General features: G+C 61.6%; 14 protein-coding genes. 8 read left to right on the forward strand and 6 right to left on the reverse strand.

All coding sequences use genetic code 11. From position 1 onward, the window contains the following. Window positions 1-154 precede the first annotated feature (154 nt). Both NKJ20_RS19400 and NKJ20_RS19405 read right to left on the reverse strand, forming a co-directional pair. The gene (locus tag NKJ20_RS19400) at window positions 155-2,239 is read right to left on the reverse strand and encodes an ABC transporter substrate-binding protein (RefSeq protein ID WP_352746118.1); all 2,085 of its coding nucleotides are present in this window, start codon (window positions 2,237-2,239) and stop codon (window positions 155-157) included. Between the two features lie 118 nt (window positions 2,240-2,357). Next, a complete protein-coding gene (locus tag NKJ20_RS19405) occupies window positions 2,358-3,824 on the reverse strand; it encodes an alpha-glucosidase/alpha-galactosidase (RefSeq protein WP_352449637.1) in 1,467 nt (488 codons plus the stop codon). A gap of 199 nt (window positions 3,825-4,023) precedes the next feature. On the opposite strand from NKJ20_RS19405, the gene NKJ20_RS19410 reads away from it, so the two are divergent. The 5 genes from NKJ20_RS19410 (at window position 4,024) to NKJ20_RS19430 (ending at window position 9,239) form a co-directional block, all read left to right on the forward strand. Further along, entirely contained in the window at window positions 4,024-4,899 is an 876-nt protein-coding gene (locus NKJ20_RS19410) for an AraC family transcriptional regulator (RefSeq protein WP_031211896.1), read from the forward strand. Between the two features lie 505 nt (window positions 4,900-5,404). Continuing rightward, window positions 5,405-5,842 carry a CBS domain-containing protein gene (locus NKJ20_RS19415; RefSeq protein ID WP_352472517.1) on the forward strand — a complete coding sequence of 146 codons (438 nt, stop codon included), beginning with the start codon at window positions 5,405-5,407 and terminating at the stop codon, window positions 5,840-5,842. A gap of 113 nt (window positions 5,843-5,955) precedes the next feature. After that, window positions 5,956-6,882, forward strand: a complete 927-nt coding sequence (locus tag NKJ20_RS19420; protein WP_352746121.1) for an NADP-dependent oxidoreductase — start codon at window positions 5,956-5,958, stop codon at window positions 6,880-6,882. 357 nt (window positions 6,883-7,239) lie between these two features. After that, window positions 7,240-8,931 carry an FAD-dependent oxidoreductase gene (locus tag NKJ20_RS19425; protein WP_352746124.1) on the forward strand — a complete coding sequence of 564 codons (1,692 nt, stop codon included), beginning with the start codon at window positions 7,240-7,242 and terminating at the stop codon, window positions 8,929-8,931. Next, entirely contained in the window at window positions 8,928-9,239 is a 312-nt protein-coding gene (locus NKJ20_RS19430) for a UBP-type zinc finger domain-containing protein (protein WP_036238601.1), read from the forward strand. The genes NKJ20_RS19425 and NKJ20_RS19430 overlap by 4 nt, the downstream gene beginning before the upstream one ends. A 145-nt stretch (window positions 9,240-9,384) precedes the next feature. Here NKJ20_RS19430 and NKJ20_RS19435 read toward each other — a convergent pair whose 3' ends face one another. The 3 genes from NKJ20_RS19435 to NKJ20_RS19445 all read right to left on the reverse strand — a co-directional run bounded on the left by NKJ20_RS19435 (window position 9,385) and on the right by NKJ20_RS19445 (window position 13,712). Then, on the reverse strand, window positions 9,385-10,554 hold the full coding sequence (locus NKJ20_RS19435; protein WP_352746127.1) for a GNAT family N-acetyltransferase: 1,170 nt from the start codon (window positions 10,552-10,554) through the stop codon (window positions 9,385-9,387). Then, entirely contained in the window at window positions 10,551-11,546 is a 996-nt protein-coding gene (locus NKJ20_RS19440) for a sterol desaturase family protein (protein WP_352746130.1), read from the reverse strand. Before NKJ20_RS19440 ends, NKJ20_RS19435 begins: the two co-directional genes overlap by 4 nt. Window positions 11,547-11,783: 237 nt before the next feature. After that, window positions 11,784-13,712 (reverse strand): heparinase II/III family protein, encoded by a 1,929-nt coding sequence (locus NKJ20_RS19445; protein WP_352746132.1) that lies wholly within the window; start codon window positions 13,710-13,712, stop codon window positions 11,784-11,786. Between the two features lie 116 nt (window positions 13,713-13,828). Here NKJ20_RS19445 and NKJ20_RS19450 point away from each other — a divergent pair, with 116 nt between their 5' ends. Further along, entirely contained in the window at window positions 13,829-15,070 is a 1,242-nt protein-coding gene (locus NKJ20_RS19450) for a glycoside hydrolase family 5 protein (protein WP_352746135.1), read from the forward strand. A 167-nt stretch (window positions 15,071-15,237) separates the two neighbouring features. Next, complete coding sequence (asnB, locus tag NKJ20_RS19455) at window positions 15,238-17,163, forward strand: asparagine synthase (glutamine-hydrolyzing) (RefSeq protein ID WP_352746137.1); 1,926 nt, start codon at window positions 15,238-15,240, stop codon at window positions 17,161-17,163. Here asnB and NKJ20_RS19460 read toward each other — a convergent pair. Further along, complete coding sequence (locus NKJ20_RS19460; RefSeq protein WP_352746139.1) at window positions 17,137-18,255, reverse strand: glycosyltransferase family 4 protein; 1,119 nt, start codon at window positions 18,253-18,255, stop codon at window positions 17,137-17,139. The genes asnB and NKJ20_RS19460 overlap by 27 nt on opposite strands. Before the next feature lie 169 nt (window positions 18,256-18,424). Here NKJ20_RS19460 and NKJ20_RS19465 point away from each other — a divergent pair, with 169 nt between their 5' ends. Beyond that, window positions 18,425-19,864, forward strand: coding sequence for a lipopolysaccharide biosynthesis protein (locus NKJ20_RS19465; RefSeq protein ID WP_352746142.1), 1,440 nt, complete (start codon window positions 18,425-18,427; stop codon window positions 19,862-19,864). The last annotated feature ends 2 nt before the right edge of the window (window positions 19,865-19,866 follow it).

The raw sequence follows: 19,866 nt of genomic DNA on the forward strand, positions 1-19,866 counted from the left end.
AAAATCCCCCGTGTTTGGGGGTTTCCCTTCTATCCACCCCGGGGGGGGGCCGTTTGTGTTGCGGGGGGGTGGTCTTTTTTTGTGGTTGGGTTTGTTGGTTTGCCGGGCCCCCCCCCCGGGGGGGGCCCGGAGTTCTCAGTCAGGGGAGGTAAACCTAGTTCATCGGGCCCTTGTCTCCGGGCCTGCCGGGAAGCTCTTCGGGGAACAGTTCGTATTTGGCCTGCTTGTCGGCAGCGACAAAGACCCGCTCGCGGACGATCGAATCCTCGGCCCAGTTGAACATGAAGATCGGCGTGCCCTGCGGGATGTTGGAGAAGCGTTTGTTGATGATCAGCGCGCCGGGATATTCCGTCAGGCCGACATTGTAGACGTGCTCGGTCGAGATCTTCTGGAAATCTCTCATCAGGCTGGCGCGCTCGTCATTGTCCGCGGACGAGACAAATTTGTTGACGATGTCGACGAGGTCCTTCTCGAAAGGCAACATATCGACCTCGCCGTTTTCCGGCGCACGATGGTCCCAGCTGGTTCGTGGACCGACCGGGGCCAGTTGATCGGTATTCTGGACGACGGAAGTCAGCTCCTGATCGTTGCGCCGTACCAGCCAGTCGAAGCGGCCGGAGTATTGCGAGGCATCGCGCTGGGTGCCGTTGAGTCCGTTCAGCACGATCCGCAGCCCTAGCTTTTCCATCTGGGCGACTACACCTTCGGCAAGGCTCTTGTCGGTGGTGTAGTCGTTGTTGACGAGCATCACGATCTCGACATTCTTGCCGCCGGCGGTACCTGCAGGAAAATTGACGAAGCCGTCGCCGTCCGTGTCCTTCAGGCCTGCCTTGGCGAGTTCCGCCTTGGCGCCTTCGAGATCGAAGGGGTAGTAGACCGTCGACTTCCGGTCGTAGAAGCTCGTGCCCGAGGATAAGCCGCCCGGATAGATGGCAGTGAACGGACCCTTGACCAGCGAGTCGCCGAGCGCCTTGCGGTTGAGCGCCATGGTGACGCCTTTGCGGAAGTCCTCGTTGCGGTTCAGCTCGCGTATCGCCTGTCCGCGCTCGTCGGGGTTGCCCCAGCCATTGGCTGAGAAATTCATGCGCAGATTATAGCCGATCAGCCGCGCGCCGAACGCAAGCCGTGCCGGTGCGTCCTTTTGCGCCGCGCGCTTCAGCGAGGCGACGAAGTTCTCCGGCTGCTCCAGATTGGAGAAGTCGCCGGCTCCCGCGACGGCCTGAACGTCGCGGTCGGCCCAGGTCGACAATTTGTAGTGCAGTTCATTGAGATACGGCAGTTGGTTGCCCTTCTCGTCGACCTTCCAATAGTACGGATTGCGACGCATGACGATGATGTCGTCGGGGCGGTATGCCACCGGCACCCAGGCGCCCATCACCGGCATGTTCATATATTCCGGCGGGAACGCGTTCTTGAACTGCTCGTAGGTGTTCTTCGAATATTTCGGATGCTGCGGCTTGAGGATATGCGACGGGCCCGGACAGAAGGTGCCGTAAGCCATGGCGTAAAGGTATTGTTTCGGAAAGGCGTCCTTGAACGTCCACTCGACGGTGTAGTCGTCGATTTTCTTCAACGTCGTGCCGACGCCGAAGGTCTCCTGCGTCGCGCCGTTCAGCGGCGACACATTAGGGTCGATCACCTCGTCGTCCCAGTAGAACATCACATCGTCGGCGTTGAACGGAACGCCGTCCGACCATTTCGCGCCCTCGACCAGATGCATCGTCAGCGTGTGGCCGTCCTTGGACCAGTCCCAGCTCCTGGCGAGGTTAGGCAGCGGCTCCGTGTCCTTGGCCTCGACCTGGAACAGCGGCGCGGTGCGCGTCAGGCATTCGGAAAGGCCGATGTCGATACCGCCCCAGCCTTGCGTCTGGCCCGCGCCGTAGTTCCAGCCCTCCGGCCGGCCGCCGATGACATGACGCATCGTATCGCCGTAGACACCGGCGCCGTCCGGCATATTGCCGGTCTTGAAGACCAGCGGCTCCTTCGGCAGCCGGTCCTTGACCGGCGGCAGCTTGCCTGCCTTGACGTATTTGTCGGTGACCCAATCGGGTTCGTGGTATTCCGGAAGTGCCTTGAACTCCAGGATGGAGTCGCGCGCGACGTATTTGATCTTTCCCTCGGCGGGAAATTGCGCGGGCACCGGCGGCACGGTCGGCTCGGATGCATACGCATTCAGCGCCGAGGCTGAGACGCTAAGCGCCAGCCCGGCGAGAATGCCAATGTTTCGAAAATTCCTCATCGTCTCTCCTCCCTGTTGTTCAGGAGCGCGTTGACGCCGCTCCATTTCTCCTCGAACAATGTACAGACGGGTGCGGAAAATCCTCCCGAAAGCTCGCCGCGATCCGTCCTGGCGAAATTCAGACGGCCTGCTTGAGAGCCGTTTTTTCCGCACGCAATTCCTCGATCGAACGGACGTCGCGCCTTGCCGCACCGGCCCATTCGCGGGTCTTGATCCTGGATTTCGAAAGCCGTTCCTTCGCGGCCGGCACCGCATCGGCATATTGCGGCAGCCAGCGAGCCTGGGCGACGACCATTTCGTCCACCATTTGCCAAACCTCTTCCGGCGTCGAAACCGCGCCGACCAGCGGGTCGTGCAGGACCGCGAGCTTCAGCAGGTCGATATCGCCGGAGATCGCCGCATGAACCGACATGCGCTGGACGTTGATGGAGGAAATGCAAGTGGCGGCGCAGGCCTCCGGCAGCGTGATGCCAGAGGCCATGTTGATGCCGAAGCGGTCGACGAAGCCGGGCGACTCGACGATCGCGTCCTGCGGCAGGTTGGTGATGATGCCGTTGTTCTTGACGTTGAAATGGCCGCGATAAACGCGGTTCGTCTCCAGCGCCTCGAGAATGTGGCTGGCGTGCTCGTTGGAGCGCTTGGCGGGGTCGATCGGCCTCGCGGCGGACTCCAGAAATTGCGGGAATTCTGTTTCGAACCAGTTGCGTGTTTCGGTCGAATAACGAAGGTAGCCGCCGGTCTCGCCGTGGATCCAGTCGGACATGTCGATCCAGCGGGTGATTTCGTCCGGCCGCTTGCGATACCAGGGCAGGTATTCGGAAAGATGGCCGTTGCTTTCGGTCGAATAGACGCCGAAGCGCTTCAGGACATCGATGCGCAGCTTTTCCTGCTGCGAATAGACCGGATGCGCCTCGAAGGCGGCAACCAGCTCGTCCTTACCGATCTTGCGGCCGTTGAGACGCAGGTCGATGAACCAGGTCTGGTGATTGATGCCGGAGCAGACGTAGTCGAGCTCGGTGCGCGACTTGGCGCCGAGCACTTCGGCGATCTGGTCGGCGCCATGCTGGACGCCGTGGCAGAGGCCGACGGTATCGACCCTGCCATATTCGATCGCCGCCCAGGTGTTCATAGCCATCGGATTGGCGTAGTTCAGGAATTTCGCCCCAGGCTCGGCGACTTCGAGAATATCCTTGCAGAAATCGAGGATTACCGGAATGTTGCGCTGGCCATAGAGGATGCCGCCGGCGCAGATCGTGTCGCCGACGCACTGGTCGATGCCATACTTCAAGGGAATTCGGATGTCGTCCGCATAGGCTTCGAGACCGCCGACGCGAACGCAGCTGATGATGTAGCGGGCGCCCTCGAGGGCAGCACGGCGGTCTGTCGTTGCCGTAACCTTGGTCGGCAGCCTGTTGAATTCGACGACCCTGTCGAGGATCGACTTGATCATCTGGAGGTTGCGCTCGCTGAGATCGGTCAATGCGAATTCGACATCCCTGAATTCAGGAACGCACAAAATGTCGGTGAAGAGCTTCTTGGTGAACCCGACGCTTCCCGCACCGATGATAGCGATCTTGAAACTCATCAGCCTCACCTCGACCTGATCGAACGCTAGGGCAAAGGCGGCGAAAAGAGGCCTGGCCCGCCTGCCACGCTATGCAGGCTGGAATCCAGCACTTCCTCCCATCCGCTCTTTGACCGCGGTTTCTTTTGCTTTTCTCGAGGGATTATGCGCCTTATTCGGCACGCGACCAGAGAAGGATTATGCTTTTAGGGGTAATTTTGTGCTGCGGAACTTGATCGACATCGGGCCGGCGGGCAGGACGGTATCGCTGCCGCGCGGGCGCCAGCGCCTACACACCATGCCGACAAGCACCGGCTATGAAGTGCGCGAGAACGAGGTCTACGACTGGGATGGGCGCAAGCGCGGCCTGACGCCGTTTACCGTGCTCCAGCATACCATCAGCGGCACTGGCCGATTGCGCTACGAGAACCGGAACTACCGCCTGCAAAAGGGCGACACTTTGCTGGTTCTCGTGCCGCACAACCACCGTTACTGGCTGGCCAAGGGCGAACGCTGGGAGTTCTTCTGGATATCGATGAACGGCGAGGAGGCACTGCGCATCCACAAGTCGATCCTTGCCGCCGTCGGTCCGGTGCTGCGGCTGCAGCCCTCGACGATCGATCATCTGGCTGATTGCAGTGTGCGCCTGATCACGGGCGCGGTCTCGCCGGGAGCCGCCTCGGCCGTCGCCTATGAAGCAGCCATGGCGCTCTACGACGATGTCTTCGGCTCGCATGCCGTCACCGACGACAAGAGCGCCATGCAGCCGGTCATCGATCACATCAGGGCCAATCTCGACAGGCCGCTCCGCGTTGCCGATCTCGCTGAGATCAGCGGCCTGAGCCGCGCGCATTTCTCGCGCTGCTTCGCCGAGAGTGAAGGTCTTCCGCCCGCCGAATTCGTGCTGCAGCAGCGACTGCAGCGCGCGGCGAAGTTGCTGACGAAGGCCGATTTCCTGCCGGTCAAGGAAGTCGCCATCATGTGCGGCTTTGAGGATGCCAATTATTTTTCGAAGGTCTTCCGCCGCCTCTACGGCATCAACCCGACGCAGTTCCGCACCAACGGGATGTATGCCAGCCTTGGAACCGCCCGATAGCCCGATAGATTGCACCGCGCTTGGCATCGGGTGCGGGAACGCTTTTGCTTCCCCTCGGTTTAGGACAAGAGAGCCTGCTCGCCGCTCCCGCACCCCCGCTCCGGCGGAGATCAGGCCACAAATGTTAGGGGAGTGATCGATGAACAACCCCGATCCGAACAACCCGAATCCACTGCCGGACAATCCCAATCCGGAGCCGGCCCGGCCGCCTGCCCCGCCGGAGACTCCGCCGGGAGAACCTCCAGGCGTACCCCCGCCCTCGCCGGATCCAATTCCGACGCCGGACCAGGAGCCGATCGGAGTTCCTCCCGGCACGCCTTCCGAAATTCCTTCGGAACCGACCTTTCCCGGGCCGACCGCCTGAAGGGCGGTCGGGTGGAGGATGGCAAGGGTGATTTCGGCGAAGCGCTCGAAACGGGTCTTGCCATGGAACGTTTTGCGCTGGCGCTCATTCACCCTTCCATCATGGAACCGGCGGCGGGCCCTGCAACCAAGGGAGGTTAAAATGAAAGTTGGCAACTGCATGACAAAGGACGTCGAGATCGCCAGTCCGCAGCAAACCCTGCGCGATGCGGCAGAAATGATGGGTCGCCTCGACGCCGGCGCAATGCCGGTGGGCGAGAACGATCGGCTTGTCGGCATGGTAACCGATCGCGACATCGCAATCCGCGGCGTCGCCCAAGGCAAGACACCTGACGCCAAGGTACGGGAAGTGATGAGCACCGAGGTCAGGTATTGCTTCGAAGACGAAGACGCGGAGGATGTTCTGCGCAACATGGCTGACCTGAAAGTGCGCCGCTTGCCGGTGCTGAACCGCGACAAGCGCCTGGTCGGCATCGTTTCGCTGGGCGACCTCGCCACCAACAGCGAGACGGCGACAGCAGGTGAAGCGCTGAGCGGCATCTCGCAACCCGGCGGCGAGCATTCGCAAACGATACACTGACGGCGCACCACCGGCCGGCCTTTGCTACGACCGAACCGCCGGCTGGATAGACGCCGGCCTGCCGGCGAAACTGTTCAGAGCGAACTGGACTGCAACCCGACGAGGAGCAAGCCATGATTACGATGAAGGCCGTCCGTATCCACGATTTTGGTGGACCGGAGGTTCTTTCGCTGGACGCGGTTCCGTTGCCTCAGCCGCATGACGACGAGGTCACGCTCAAGGTCTACGCGGCAAGCGTCAATCCCGTCGACTACAAGGTTCGCGAGGGCTCTTCGGGCGCGGATCTGCCCGTCACGCTCGGCCGCGACGTATCCGGCGTGGTGGAACTGTGCGGCACGCGGGCCCATACGCTGAAGAAGGGCGATCCGCTATATGCCATGCTCGGCAACGACCGCGGCGGCAACGCCGAATATGTCGTCGTCAAGGCAACGGAGGCGGCGGCGAAGCCGCAACGCTTAAGCCACGCCGAAGCCGCCGCCGTGCCACTTGCGGGCCTTACCGCGTGGCAAGGCCTTTTCGATCACGGCGGCCTCAAATCCGGGCAGCGGGTCCTTATCCATGGCGGCGCCGGCGGCGTCGGTCATCTGGCGGTGCAGTTCGCAAAGGCCGCGGGCGCGTTTGTCGCGACGACCGTGTCCGCGCAGGATTTCGATTTCGTCCGCGCGCTTGGCGCCGACCAGGCGGTCGATTACAAGAACCAGCGCTTCGAGGAGCTTGTCGAGGACGTCGACCTCGTCTTCGACCTGGTAGCGGGTGAAACACAGGACCGCTCGTGGGACGTGCTCAAGCCCGGCGGGACGCTCGTCTCAACGCTTTCCGAACCGTCGGCGGAGAAGGCCCGCCTGCATCGGGCTCGCGGCGTTTCCTATTTGACCAAGCCGAACGCGGCGCAGCTTGCCGAGATCAGCCGCCTCATCGACGCCGGGAAGGTCAGGCCATTCGTGCAGACAATCTATCCTCTTGAGGAAGTCGCCAGGGCCGAGGAACAGCTCGAGAAGCAGCACACGCGCGGCAAGATTGTGCTTCAGGTAGCTGCCTGAGCACCCGCCGAACAACAGGCCGCAGGGCAGTTTGCGGAGTGCTCGGACAGGCCGTTTTCTGCTGTCCAGAAGCCCGGCGGCCGAGAGTTTGACACAGGACGGCCCGCCGGGCCTGGCCGGCTTAGGCAGGTGCCGGCTGAAGCAGCATGCGCCGGGTTTGCCGGGATGCGCAAATCAAACAAATCAAGGAGATGCAACGGATTGTGAGGCACGTCGCGACGACACCGTCGCACGGCCGCCGTCAGTTAACTGCGAAGCGAAGGGCACAGCGTTTACCGACAGGCGGGCTAGCTTCCTACCGGCCGCAAGCCGCAAAAACCGCTTCAAACTGTCGGAAACCGGCGATAGGTTCGAACCATGTCCCAACCCGCCAATCCGATCTCCATTGCCCGTCGCGATCAGATGTTTCCAGTGCTGGCTGAGGCGGACCTGGACCGCATGGGCCGTTTCGGCGAAGCCGTGTCCTATGCTGCAGGCGAACAGATCGTCAAAGCCGGCGAGCTGGCGCCCGGTTTGATCGTGGTCCTGTCCGGCAAGGTGGATATCATCCAGGGCGGCAGCTTCGGCCGGCGCGAAACCATCGTCACGCACGGTGCAGGCAATTTCGTCGGCGAGTTGGCGCAGCTTTCAGCCCGACCCTCGCTGGTGGATGTGGAGGCGGTCGAGCCGGTCGAGGCGCTCGTCATCCCCTCGCAAAGGCTGCGGGACCTGATGGTGCAGGAAGCAAACCTCGGCGAGCGCATCATGCGGGCGCTGATCCTGCGCCGTGTCGGCCTGCTCGAGAGCGGCACAGCCGGCCCGATCATTGTCGGACCGGTCGACAGCGGCGACGTTTTGAGGCTGCAAGGTTTTCTGGCTCGCAGCGGTCAGCCGCATCGCGTTCTCGATTCGGCTGCCGATCCCTGCGCCAGGACCCTGATCGAACGCTTCCATGTCGATATCCACCATTTGCCGATCGTGCTCTGTCCGAACGGCAAGCTGCTGCTCAATCCTGGAGAGAACGAGCTTGCCCGCTGCATCGGCCTGGTGAGGCCGATCGACGCCGGCAAGCTGTACGACGTGGCCATTGTCGGCGCCGGACCGGCCGGCCTCGCGGCGGCCGTCTACGCGGCTTCCGAAGGGTTGTCGACGATCGTGCTCGATTGCCGTGCCTTCGGCGGACAGGCGGGTGCCTCCTCGCGCATCGAGAACTACCTCGGTTTTCCGACCGGCATTTCGGGAATGGCGCTGATGGCGCGCGCTTACAACCAGGCGCAGAAATTCGGCGTCGAGATGGTGATACCGGACGAGGCGAAGCTGCTGGGCAGCGCAAGCGACACGTCCGGTGCCCACTACACGCTCGCCGTCGGCGGCGGGGAGACCGTGCGGGCACGGTCGGTGGTGATCGCCGGCGGAGCGCGCTATCGCCGCCTCGACATGGCAAACCTGGCGCAATTCGAGGGAACCTCCGTGCATTACTGGGCTTCGCCGATCGAAGCGCGGCTTTGCGCCGGGCAAGAGGTAGCCCTGGTCGGCGCCGGCAATTCGGCTGGTCAGGCTGCCGTCTACCTGGCGGCGCATGTGAAGAAGGTATGGCTGCTGGCGCGCGGCAGCAGCCTCGATGCGAGCATGTCGCGCTATCTGGTGGAGCGCGTCAGGGCACAGCCGAACATCGAAGTGCTGGCTGAGACGCAGATTGCGGCACTGGAAGGCGACGACGGCAATCTTGGCAAAGTGCGCTGGCGCAACCGCGACACCGAGACAGCACGTCCGATCCGCCACCTCTTCCTGTTCATCGGCGCCGATCCGAACACCGACTGGCTGGCGCAATGCGGCGTGGCGTTGGACGCGAAGGGCTTCGTTCGCACCGGGCCTGACATTGGCCAGGAACGTGGTGCGCTGGAGACGAACCGCGGCGGGGTGTTCGCCATCGGCGACGTGCGCTCCGGCTCGATCAAGCGCGTCGCCGCTGCCGTCGGCGAAGGCGCCCAGGTGGTTGCAGCGCTGCATGCATATCTCGCGCGAAACGGCAGTCTCGCCGTGGCGCCACAACTGGTCAGGAGCGTATGATGGCAGACGAATGCAGGCACGCCGGGGACATTCGCGACGTGACACCGAGCGCGCTCGGCTGCGAGGAATGCCTGAAGAGCGGTTCGCAGTGGGTGCATCTGCGGCTCTGCCGCACATGCGGCCATGTCGGCTGCTGCGACGACTCGCCCAACCGTCATGCCACCAAGCATTTTCGGGCAACCGGCCATCCTGTCATCGAAGGCTACGATCCGCCGGAAGGTTGGGGATGGTGCTACATCGACGAAATCTTCCTCGACCTCGGCGACCGCACCACGCCGCAAAACGGTCCGATACCGCGCTTCATTTGAGCTTTTTGCGAGCGGGCCGTTTCCGTGAAACGATGAACCGTTCTAAAGCATGTCGCGCAAAAGTGTGCAGCGGTTTTGCGATAACGACATGTATAAAACAAGAATCTAAAGCGCGTTGCATGAGGCCGATCGAACGCGACGCGCTTTAGTCCAAGGCTGCTTCGGCTTGAGCGGGCGCATCGCGTCCCTCTGGTGGTGCCGATGACCGCTCGCGCATATGCCTGACCGTCTGGAGGACACGATCGGCAAGAAATGCAAGCGCGCCCTGTGCCGTGCGCGTCCCGATGACGGATTCCAGCGTAACCGCCTGCGTTGAGAATTTGTGTTTGAACGACTCTGCGCCACAGAGGAAATCGACCATGCTCAAACCGTGATCGATCGACCACTGCACGTAATCCATCAACAGGATCACACCCGGCGACGCCCGGCCGAAATCCGGATCGAACGTCGTCACGAAGGCCATCATCACGTCGTGCTGGACGAAATTGATCGACACCGCGACCATCACGCCATTGCATTCGAGGACGAAGATATGCAGCACGCCGGCGCGCGCCAACGCATCGACGAGCGCGGCGAGTACCGGCACGCCCTCTTCGAACAGGTCTGACTCACGCATGCGCTCGGTCAGCCATTTCCGCTTCAAGGCCGCGAGGCGCTCCAGTACCGGTTGCAGCGGCTCGTCGGGGGCAAGCAGGCGAAATCTCACCTCTCCGGTTTCTTCCAGCGCTTTGATGCCGCGCCGATAGTTCTGGCGCGTCTTTTTCGACTGGCCCGCGAACCATGCCGCTCCGCTTTCCCATTGTCCGGCAACGCGATAGCTGACTTCCGTTCGGTGAAACGGACGAAGCCTGATGCCGCCGGAAGCTCCCGGCGTGAAAATTTTGCGGGCCGCCGCATCCGGTGAGAGACGATTGATCAAGGCAAGGTCGAAGCCGCCGGCGTCGCACAGTTGGGCCCATAGCTCCTGCAGCGCCGATATCGAGCATTCCGGAGCAACGAGAATATCCCCATAGTCGGTATAGCTGCCGGCCGCCCATTCGAGAAACCGCAGCCCCCTGCGCCTGCCGATCGCCAGCGGAACGACAGCAACGAGTCTCTCGCCCTTCCAGACCAGGCCGATCCGCAACGCGCGCTGGTCACGGCGTTGTACGGTACTCCACCATGCCGAAATCCAGGCATGGCTTTGAAAGATCAGCCCGTCGGTACGATGCCAAAGCTCCATCCAAGCGGCTTCGACCGCAACCAGGCGATCCGCCGAACGGACGATTTCCAGGCGCTCCGCGCCTAGGACGTCGATGGAAACAGCGGTGTTCATGAAGGAGAACTGTCCTGTGGCTGCGCGACCACATTGGGCCGTCTGTGAAACAGTCGCATGACATGCCTTGCCATCTTCTTGAGCGGCAGGATGTAGAGCCCAAAGAGCGACTGGTAATCGCGCACATCGCGATCGACCAGGCCAAATTTCAGGTCTTCATCCGGCTCCGGGACAAATTGCGTTCCGAACAGACGATCCCAGAACGAAAAAAGCAGGCCGAAATTCTTGTCATAATGACGAGGGTCGATGCTGTGATGCACCTGGTGCCAGTGCGGACACAGGATGATGTTGTTCAACGGGCCGAACGATATCTTGAGATGCGTATGGCGAACAAAGTCCATCATCAGGATGTTGCGGATGACGTAGACGTTGATGCCGAAGATAGCGACCTCTACCGGATCGAGTGCGATCAGGCTCCAGATCCCGAAGCAGATGCCCGGGATGACGCCATCCCACATACGGTTCATCAGATCGTCCAGCGGATGAACCCGGTCCTTGGTGATCCCCACCATCACCTCGGCCGAATGATGTACCTTGTGCAATTCCCACAGGAACGGGAAACGGTGCTGGGCGACGTGGTAGAGGTAGTATGAAATATCATAGGCGACCAGCATGGTTGCGGTGAAGATGACGATCGTCACCGGTCCCGCCGGGCCGCCGAGAAGCGGCGCGTGGATGTTAAGGAGCCAGCCAATTGCCTCGCGTGTGCCATAGCCCACCGCGACGACGAAGGTGACGCCGGCAGGAATAAGCAGGAAAGGCATCATCGCCCGTTTCGTGATCCAGAACAGGGCGTCGGCTCGCGCCGACGGGTGCAGGATGACTTCCTGTGGGAAGGCGAAGTCGAAAAAGTCCCTGAGGGACTTATGTTCGGCAGTTCGCCAGTAGGCGATCACCGCGCTGCCCAGTGCGGTGAGGAGAAGCAGGCCGAGCGTGGTCAGATTGACGTTCGAAAGCTTTTCCACAATCGCTCTGGCAAATTCGGAAAACATTAATGCAGCGGCTCCTGGTCGTAAGAAGGCAGTCTGGGGTCGTAAGAAGGCGATCTGGCGAATAGCAAAGCACAAAATTCCCGCCAAACTCGCTACGCCGCCTGCAACCAGTGGCTGTTGCGGGCGCAGCGGGCAAAGCAGGCTGGATGGTGCGAGACTAGCAGATCAACGGTAACGAAACCGCTAAATGTCCAAACGTAATTAATGTCGAATACGGCTGGAACTCGCCCGGCAACTCTACGTTGGCACCGGTTTTTGCTGTTGCGGCGGGTGAATTGGGGCAAGATGGATATCGATCCCGGCTTCGCCCACTTCACCGTGCCAGGCGAGGCGTTCGGCTTGCTGCCTGCTGCCAAAACGCAGTGAAACCCAACCGCCTTGGCCCGGCATGTCACCGCCGGCGCCGATATCGAGAGCAGCATCAGGAAAGCGGATGGCCAACAGTACCTCGTCGCCGCGCAATACCGTGACCGTATCTTCGTGCCGGTCGGCATGGAGGCCGGCGGCCAGTTGGAAGACGATCTCGGACTGGCGCCTGCCGCCGAGCAGTTGGTCGGTGATGAGGATGCCATCGGCCTGGCGCGCCAAAGTGCGCTGATGCACGACGCCGAAGCGGCTTCTATAGCCGTCATGCCGGGCGCTCAGCCTCCAGTGCGGTCCCGGCTCGCTCTCCACCAGCGCTGCGACTGCCTTGTGCGACCAGTTGAAATTTCCAGCGATGGTGCTTTGGCTCTCGCCCTCGATGTTGAGCGTGTTGTGTGCCGGTGTGGAGCGGAACCAGTCGCGCCATGCGCCTCCCGAACCGTAGAGCCAGGTGCCGGGATCGACCAGCACCGGCTCACCGTCGATGCACAGGGTGAGCGACAGCGCGTCGGCATGGCCGTGCGCCGCTATCGAGAGATAGCCGAGCGGTCCATGGTCGAACGTCAGTTCGACATTGCGGCCATTCATTGCTCCGCGCCAGACGGAGAGCCCGCCTTGCGTGAATGTCTGCAAGCCATGCACCGCGGGCGCCGGGCCTGACGGTGCACCAAAGAAAAGCGAACGAAAATCGTCAGGCTCCGGCGCGTTGCCCGGCGTCCCCAGTAAGCCGTGGATGGCGGCCGCGACGGATCGGATATAGTTCGGCTCGTCGCCCAGCTTCAGCACATGGCCCTCATCGTCGTCGCCGAAGCGGGCGGCTTTCTGTGGCAGCCAGCCGACGAAATTGGCGAAGGCGCCCAGACGCGCTTCGACGGCCGAGGGAAACGGCGTTCCCGCCTGGCGCGCCGCGGTGGCGCACAGCAAGATGAGTTCGGCGCTGAAGGCTGCATAGGTCGGCGTTTGCTCGGCACCGGCGCCGTCGGCAAGAATCTGCTTGTGCGTCTCATTTAAGAGGGCGCTGCGGGCAATTTCGGATTCGGCCCCGAGCGCCAGGCCAACCAGATATTCGCCAGCCAACTCTGCGACGAGATGGTTGTTGGCGGAGGAATATCGCGACGGAAACCGCGGCAGCCAATAGGCGCTTGCCGCGAGTATCTCACCAGCTTTCCGCAGCGTCGCCGGGTCAAGCCGGTCACCGATAAGGTCCAGGGTGACGATCACGCTGATGGCTCGCAGCGCTACTTCGATGCCGGAAGCCCAGCCAATGCCTCGGAACGGCGGATTGGCGGAATGCCAACTGCCGATTGCCGCCTCAATGGCACTCCGGGATCGATTGTCCTCGCTGAGGAGCAGGTGTGCAGCCAGTACTGGCAATTGCTGCAGCCGGTTGACCTCCCAGACACATTTTATATCGCCAAGGTCGCCGCCATCGCGAAAATCGATATCGAAAGTATGAGCCTCGGCGCCAGGCCAAAGCCTGCCGGTTACCGGATCAAGACGCCAAAGCTCAGCAGGAAACAAAAGATCGGGCTCACGCTTTGGCCATGTCCGCCCGAGTGCCGAAAACCGGCCATGAAGTGCCTCTTGCGCGGCCGCCGCTATGGCCTGCCGTTGAGCGTCGGTCGCTGCCAGCGCAGCATGGCGAAATCCGGGCAGCACTGGGTGCAACTGCGGCGATGGATAGCGCTCCCACCCATCATCGCGGCGGCGCGACGCGATCCTTCGACGTTGCTCGCCCAGCCGGTGCAACACCTCGGCCGGTCCCATGCTGCGCAATCGGTTGATGTACCAGCCGATTCTCATGCACGCCCCGTCAACGTTTCGGTCCTTGTATACCATGCCGTCGAAAAGCTGCGGGCCGGCAATCTTCTTTCCCGTTCGTTGCGGTTAATATCTCCCGCGAGCATGCGGAGGGAGCGATGCGAAAAGCGGTGTATGTTGTTGCCTGGGTGCTCGCCTTGCTTGTGGCGGCCGAGGCAGAGCCCATCCCTCTCAAGCGCGGCGTTGGCGTGCATCAGTGGCTCAACTGGTCGCCGGTGGCGAAAGACGGAACCTACGTTTGGCCGCCCTATCGCAGCGAAAAGGAGTGGCTTGCGGAAAGCAGGCCGCTCACCGACTGGCCGGCCGGGGAGGTGTTTGCCCACATCCGATCGATGGGCTTCGACTTCGTCCGGCTGAGCGTCGATCCCGGCCCGCTGCTTGCCAGCGGGGACGCCAAGCGGCAGCAGGCGCTGGACATACTTGCCGCCGCCGTCGAGCGGATCACGTCGACCGGCCTCAAGGTGGTTTTCGACCTGCATGGCGTCACTCAGGTTCCCGACTACAGCATGGAGATGATCTATGGCGGCGCCGACAGCGAGGGCGTTGCCCGCTATCGTCAAATGGTTGTGGCGGTCGCCGTCATGCTGGTCAAGATAGGCACCGACAAAGTCGCCCTCGAACCTTACAACGAGCCCGCATACTACCCTTGCGATGCGAGCGGCAGCGATCACTGGCAGCGGATCATGGCAGGGACCGTCCACGACATTCGAGCGGTCAGCAGCGAACTTACCATCGTTGCAACCGGCGCCTGCGGCGGCAGCATTGCCGGATTGGTCAACCTCAGCCCCAGCTTTGATGACCCAAACCTCTATTACAGCTTCCATATGTATGAGCCGCACAGCTTCACCCACCAGCGGCCCGATGACACGATCAGCTTTGCTTCGGGACTTCCCTGGCCGGCCGACAGCAGTACACCCGAAGTGGTGACCGAAACCCTTAGAGCGCGGATGGAAGCTGCCGGCTTGAGCAGGGTCGAGCAGGTCATGAACATGGCCACCGCGCGCCAAGCAATCGCGAACTATTTCGAGCAGAACTCGGGCCAGAGCCAACTGGAGGCGAGCTTTCGCCAGGCTGTCGACTGGGCTGAAGGCCATGGCATTCCCAGCCGGCGGCTCTTCATGGGCGAATTCGGCGCTATCCTCATGTCCGCGGACGGCCGCATGGGCGCCTTTGAGGCCGACCGTTCGCGCTATCTCAAGGCAGTGCGCCGAGAGGCCGAACGCTTCGCGATCCCATGGTCTGTCTGGGAGTTCTCCAATCCCTATGGGATGAGCCTCATCCCGCCCGATGGTCCCCCGGTTCCCGACCCGGAGATGCTGCAGGCATTGGGCCTGCCATAGGTGCCGTCACTCGCCCTCACCAGCGAACAACCGGTGGCAACCCCTGACCGCCAGGCTCGATCGAGGAACGGCCCGTGGCAGCTTTCTCCCGGTTGGGTTGTATTGGCACGAAGTGTTTAACACATTTGTTGTACTGAAGTGAGGAATGCGCGCGCCTAGGGGGAACAATGTGTGGAATTGCCGGATGGATCGGTCGAAGGGCTAAAAATCCACAAGAGCGGGCCGCCAGAATGTCAAACGCATTGCGGCATCGCGGTCCCGATGCCGAAGGCACCGAGATATTGGACCTGAATACCGGCGAACAGCAATTGGCATTGGTCCATCGCCGCCTGGCGATCATTGACTTGGCGCCTGAGTCAAATCAGCCGATGCAGATTGAGGACGGCCGTCTCAAAATAATTTTCAACGGAGAGATATATAACTACATCGAGTTGCGCCAGGAACTGATCGGCCTTGGCCATCATTTTCGAACGCGCTCCGACACCGAGGTGCTGCTCCGAGCCTACGATCAGTGGCACTTGTCCATGTTCGACCGGCTGAGCGGCATGTTCGCCTTTGCACTCTGGGATGCTCAGAGGCAGGAATTGATCCTCGGCCGGGATTCCTTCGGGGAAAAGCCGCTTTATCTCATGCAAAGCGAAAGATTGCTGCTGTTTGCCTCGGAGATCAACGCATTGTTGTCGGCGCAGCAAGATGCGCAGCAACTCGATCTGGATGCGGTGGACGAGTATCTGAACTGGCGTTATGTGCCGGGACCACGCACGCTTTTTAAACAGATCCGCAAGCTCAATCCCGGAAGCTATGCTGTCTGGTCGCAAGGGGTGGTCAAGGAAACGCGCTACTATACGCCTCCGGATCAGGCGGCCCTGACCGAGCGGATCGACGGAAAAACCGCCAAGAAGCGATTTCTGGAACTGCTCGACCATTCCGTCGAGATCAGGATGCGCAGCGATGCACCTTTTGGGGCCTTTCTCTCCGGAGGACTCGACTCCTCGGCTATCGTCGCCCTGATGGCCAGGCATAGCGCCACGCCCATTCGCACGTTTTCCGTCGGGTTCGACGACGCAGCCTATAGCGAACTTGGATTCGCCCGGCGCGTTGCCGATCATTTCAAGACCGATCATTGCGAACTTGTCATCCAGCCAGGCGATCTGATGGATCACCTGCCCGCGATGGTTCGCCAACGCGGGGGACCTGTTTCGCAAAGCAGCGATATTCCAATTTACCTGATGTCGGAGCGCGCCTCGCAGGACGTCAAGATGGTGCTCACCGGAGAAGGAGCCGACGAGATTCTCGGCGGCTATCCCAAGCATCGCGCGGAATCACTGGCCGGGATCTACCAGTCGCTTGTTCCAGCCTCGCTGCACGATAACGTCCTTTCCCCTTTGGTACGCGCCATGCCGGGCGCGTCGGCCAAGGTCGATACGTTTGCCCGCACCGCGGGCGAAAGGGACTTTGCCGCCCGGATGGTCTCCTGGTTTGGAGCCGTTTCGGCGCAGCAGCGCGCTTGCCTGATCGGCGCGTCCGCAAATCGCCGTTATGAGCGCAACGACTTTCCGTTCTCGTCAAGCGCTGCGGCTTCCCATCTTCGCCGCGTGCTGTTTTTCGATCAGACATCGTGGCTGCCTGACAATCTCCTGGAACGAGGCGACCACATGATGATGGCCGGTTCAATCGAAGGAAGAATGCCGTTCCTCGATCGAGACCTGGTTTCATTCGTCAGCAAATTGCCCGATCGCCACAGGCTGGGTTGGTTGCACAGCAAGCAGATCCTGCGCGACAGCATGGCCAATATCCTCCCGGAGGAAATTCTCCGCCGCCGCAAGGTCGGGTTCAAGGTACCGGTCGCCGAATGGTTTCGCGGATCGATGAGGAACTACGTGCATGACCATCTTTGCTCGCCTCACTCCGTCATCCGCAGCTATTTGAGCCCGAAACAGCTTGATAAAATCGTCTCCGAACACACCACGCGCGCCGCCGACCACGAAAAGCTGATATGGGCGCTGTTGAATTTGGAGATATTCCACCGCGAATTCAGGCTCGACGCGCCGCCGCGATCGTCGGCCTCAGCGCTTGACCGGTTGACGGCTTGACGCGGCCGACCGCCAGACATCGCAGATTGCGCCGACAAACGGGGCGAGCTCAAGCCGTTCCCGATGCACGGCCATGGCACCGGCACCAAGCTTTGCCCGCAGTGCCGGGTTCTCCACGAGGCGGCTCAGCGCCTCGGTCAACGCTGTAACATCGCCTGGCGGCACCAGCAGCCCGGATTGCCCGTCGGTGATTATGTCTTCGACGGCGCCAACCGGGGTCGCCACCACCGCCAAACCGGCTGCCATGCCTTCGATCACCGACATCGGCAGATTTTCGGCGAAGGATGGAAGAACCAGAATATCGGCCGAAGAAATCAGCGATGCGACATCGTCCGGTCCCACCCAACCCGGAAAGGCGATCCGGTCTGCAATCCCCAGCGCGGCCGATTTTGCCCGTGCCGCCTCGACTTCGCCATCGCCGGCAATCGTGGCGCGCCAATTCTTGACAGGGCTCATGCGGTGCAGTGCCTCGAGCAATTGCGGTACGCCCTTGCGGTCGCCGATGCGGCCCAGGAACAGGATATGCACATGGTCGCCGCCGCCGACATGCGCCAGCGACGGGACTTCGGTCGCATTGGGCACGATCACGATATTGCCGGCTGCGCCCGGCGCCCGGCTGGCGACGAAATCGCGCCAAAGCCTGCCCAAAACGATCACCCGATCGGCATGCTCGAACAGAGCTTTGATATGGCGGCTTATGAAACCGCGGTCGGCTTTCCAGAATGTCTGATACTGCGCCCCGTGCAAATGCAGGACATAGGGTATCGACAGCAGCCGTGCGCAGGCGGCGATCACCATCTTGCGGTAGGTGCTGCCGGAAACTGAGATGTTGATATGAATGACATCGGCGCGTCCAGCCAGACGCGCTTTAAGCATCCGTAAGCAAAAACCGAGCATATAGAAGATCGAAAGTCCGACATGCCCCGGGCCACGACTGGCAAGGAAGCACACATCGATGTCGGCGATTTCTTGCCGTTCGAACTCCTGCTTCAGCGCCCCCATGATGCGGTCGATGCCGCCCTGCCCCGAAACGCCCGAGGGCGTCGCGACCAGGACATGTATTTTTCGATCGGATATGAGGCGCTGCAACATGATGGTACTCTAAATAACACAGACCAGGTAACTGCAAAGCAAACGTTCCCGATAAGGTTTACGGCAAATCTTTTAGTTCAAACTGAATCTGTTCACCCTTCGGCGCCATCGGGCTGGATTTTCCGCCAGTCGGCGGCTAGTCGAAGGTGAGTTTTCCAGGGACACGCCCTTGCTGCTCCGTTCCACGCTCATTTATGCTCCGGCGATCCTGCTGACGCGAATTTCGGCGCTGCTCCTGCTGGTCGTCGTGACGCGTTTGATCGACCAGACCGAGTATGGCCTGCTCACCCTGGTGGTGACCGTCGGCGAAATGACCGACATTGCCGTCACCAACTGGCTGCGCATCGCCTTGCTCAGGCTTGGCGGCAAGGGCGAAGTCAGCCGCGGCAGCCTGATGCTGGCCGGGCAGGTGTTGCTTGCCACCACGGCACTGGCGCTGGTCATATCGATAGGCGCGTCGGCGGTGATCGTGCCTGAACGCTGGGTCGAGTTCGCGATCGCAGTCTGCGGCTATCTGGTCGCCGGGTCCATCAGCCGCTTCGCGTTGACGGTGCTGCAGATGCAGCAGCGCCATTCGGTCTATTCGATGCTCGAAGCCCTGCGTGCCCTGCTGCAACTCGCACTGCCGATCGGCGCCATCCTTATCTTCCAGGATAGCTTTCTGACGGTATCGCTCGGCTCGAGTTTCGGCGCCTTGATTGCCGGCATCGTGGCGGGCATCATGGCATCGCGACGGCTCGTTGCCGGTCCGCCGCGCTTCACCCACAGGGACTTCTTTGCGCTCGGTGTGCCGCTGATCATCATGGCGCTGGTTGGCTTCGGGCTCAACAGCGCGGAGCGTCTTTTCCTCAAGTTCTATTACGATGCCAGCGCCGTGGCGATCTTCGCGGCAGCCTATGCGCTGGCCCGCCAGCCGATCGATATGGTCGCCAACGCCATCAACATGGGCGCCTTTCCCGAGGTGGTTAGCCGGTTCGACGAGGATGGGCCCGCGGCATCGGGTCGGTTGCTGTCGCAGTTAATGGCCTTGATGATGCGGCTTTGCCTGCCGATTGCAGCGATGCTGGTCGCGCTCAGCAGCGATATCACCGAGCTCATGCTGCCCTCGCAATATCACGGCCGCTTCGGCCTGCTGTTTCCGATCATTGCCTTCAGCGTGCTGTGCGCCAACCTCACCAGCTTCGTCTATGGCGTCGTGGTGCACGCGCACAAGCGGCCGTGGCTGCTGATCATCGCCAATCTCTTCGGCTCTGTGGCAACAATCGCATTGTCTCTGCTGTTGATCCCTCCGATGGCAGAGATCGGCGCTGCTTTGGCGCTGGCGGGGGGCTCGGTGGTGGGCTCCATAACCTGCATTATCATCAGCGAGCGGCTCACGCCGGTGCCGGTGCCGTGGCGCGACATCGGTGTTTCGGTAGTCATCTCGCTCAGCACAGGGGTGGCCGCCAAACTTGCCAGCATGGTTGCCGGCGACGTGCCGGCGATCTTCTCGCTTGTCGCCGGCGGCACTGCCGGTGCTGCGGTTTTCTTCGGGCTGACCTCGTTGTTCCACCCTGTGGCAGCGACGCAATTCGTCGCGCAGCTGCGGGCGCGGCTGCGGATCGCGTAAAG

This window comes from Mesorhizobium sp. M0185 (genome assembly GCF_040322175.1).
Lineage (GTDB): Bacteria > Pseudomonadota > Alphaproteobacteria > Rhizobiales > Rhizobiaceae > Mesorhizobium.

Coding starts and splice junctions, on each gene's coding strand:
- NKJ20_RS19425 (WP_352746124.1), top strand. CDS start 7,240: ATGTCCCAACCCGCCAATCCGATCTCCATTGCCCGTCGCGATCAGATG.
- NKJ20_RS19460 (WP_352746139.1), bottom strand. CDS start 18,255: ATGTTGCAGCGCCTCATATCCGATCGAAAAATACATGTCCTGGTCGCG.
- NKJ20_RS19450 (WP_352746135.1), top strand. CDS start 13,829: ATGCGAAAAGCGGTGTATGTTGTTGCCTGGGTGCTCGCCTTGCTTGTG.
- NKJ20_RS19400 (WP_352746118.1), bottom strand. CDS start 2,239: ATGAGGAATTTTCGAAACATTGGCATTCTCGCCGGGCTGGCGCTTAGC.
- NKJ20_RS19405 (WP_352449637.1), bottom strand. CDS start 3,824: ATGAGTTTCAAGATCGCTATCATCGGTGCGGGAAGCGTCGGGTTCACC.
- NKJ20_RS19445 (WP_352746132.1), bottom strand. CDS start 13,712: ATGAGAATCGGCTGGTACATCAACCGATTGCGCAGCATGGGACCGGCC.
- NKJ20_RS19420 (WP_352746121.1), top strand. CDS start 5,956: ATGATTACGATGAAGGCCGTCCGTATCCACGATTTTGGTGGACCGGAG.
- NKJ20_RS19415 (WP_352472517.1), top strand. CDS start 5,405: ATGAAAGTTGGCAACTGCATGACAAAGGACGTCGAGATCGCCAGTCCG.
- NKJ20_RS19435 (WP_352746127.1), bottom strand. CDS start 10,554: ATGAACACCGCTGTTTCCATCGACGTCCTAGGCGCGGAGCGCCTGGAA.
- asnB (WP_352746137.1), top strand. CDS start 15,238: ATGTGTGGAATTGCCGGATGGATCGGTCGAAGGGCTAAAAATCCACAA.
- NKJ20_RS19430 (WP_036238601.1), top strand. CDS start 8,928: ATGATGGCAGACGAATGCAGGCACGCCGGGGACATTCGCGACGTGACA.
- NKJ20_RS19440 (WP_352746130.1), bottom strand. CDS start 11,546: ATGTTTTCCGAATTTGCCAGAGCGATTGTGGAAAAGCTTTCGAACGTC.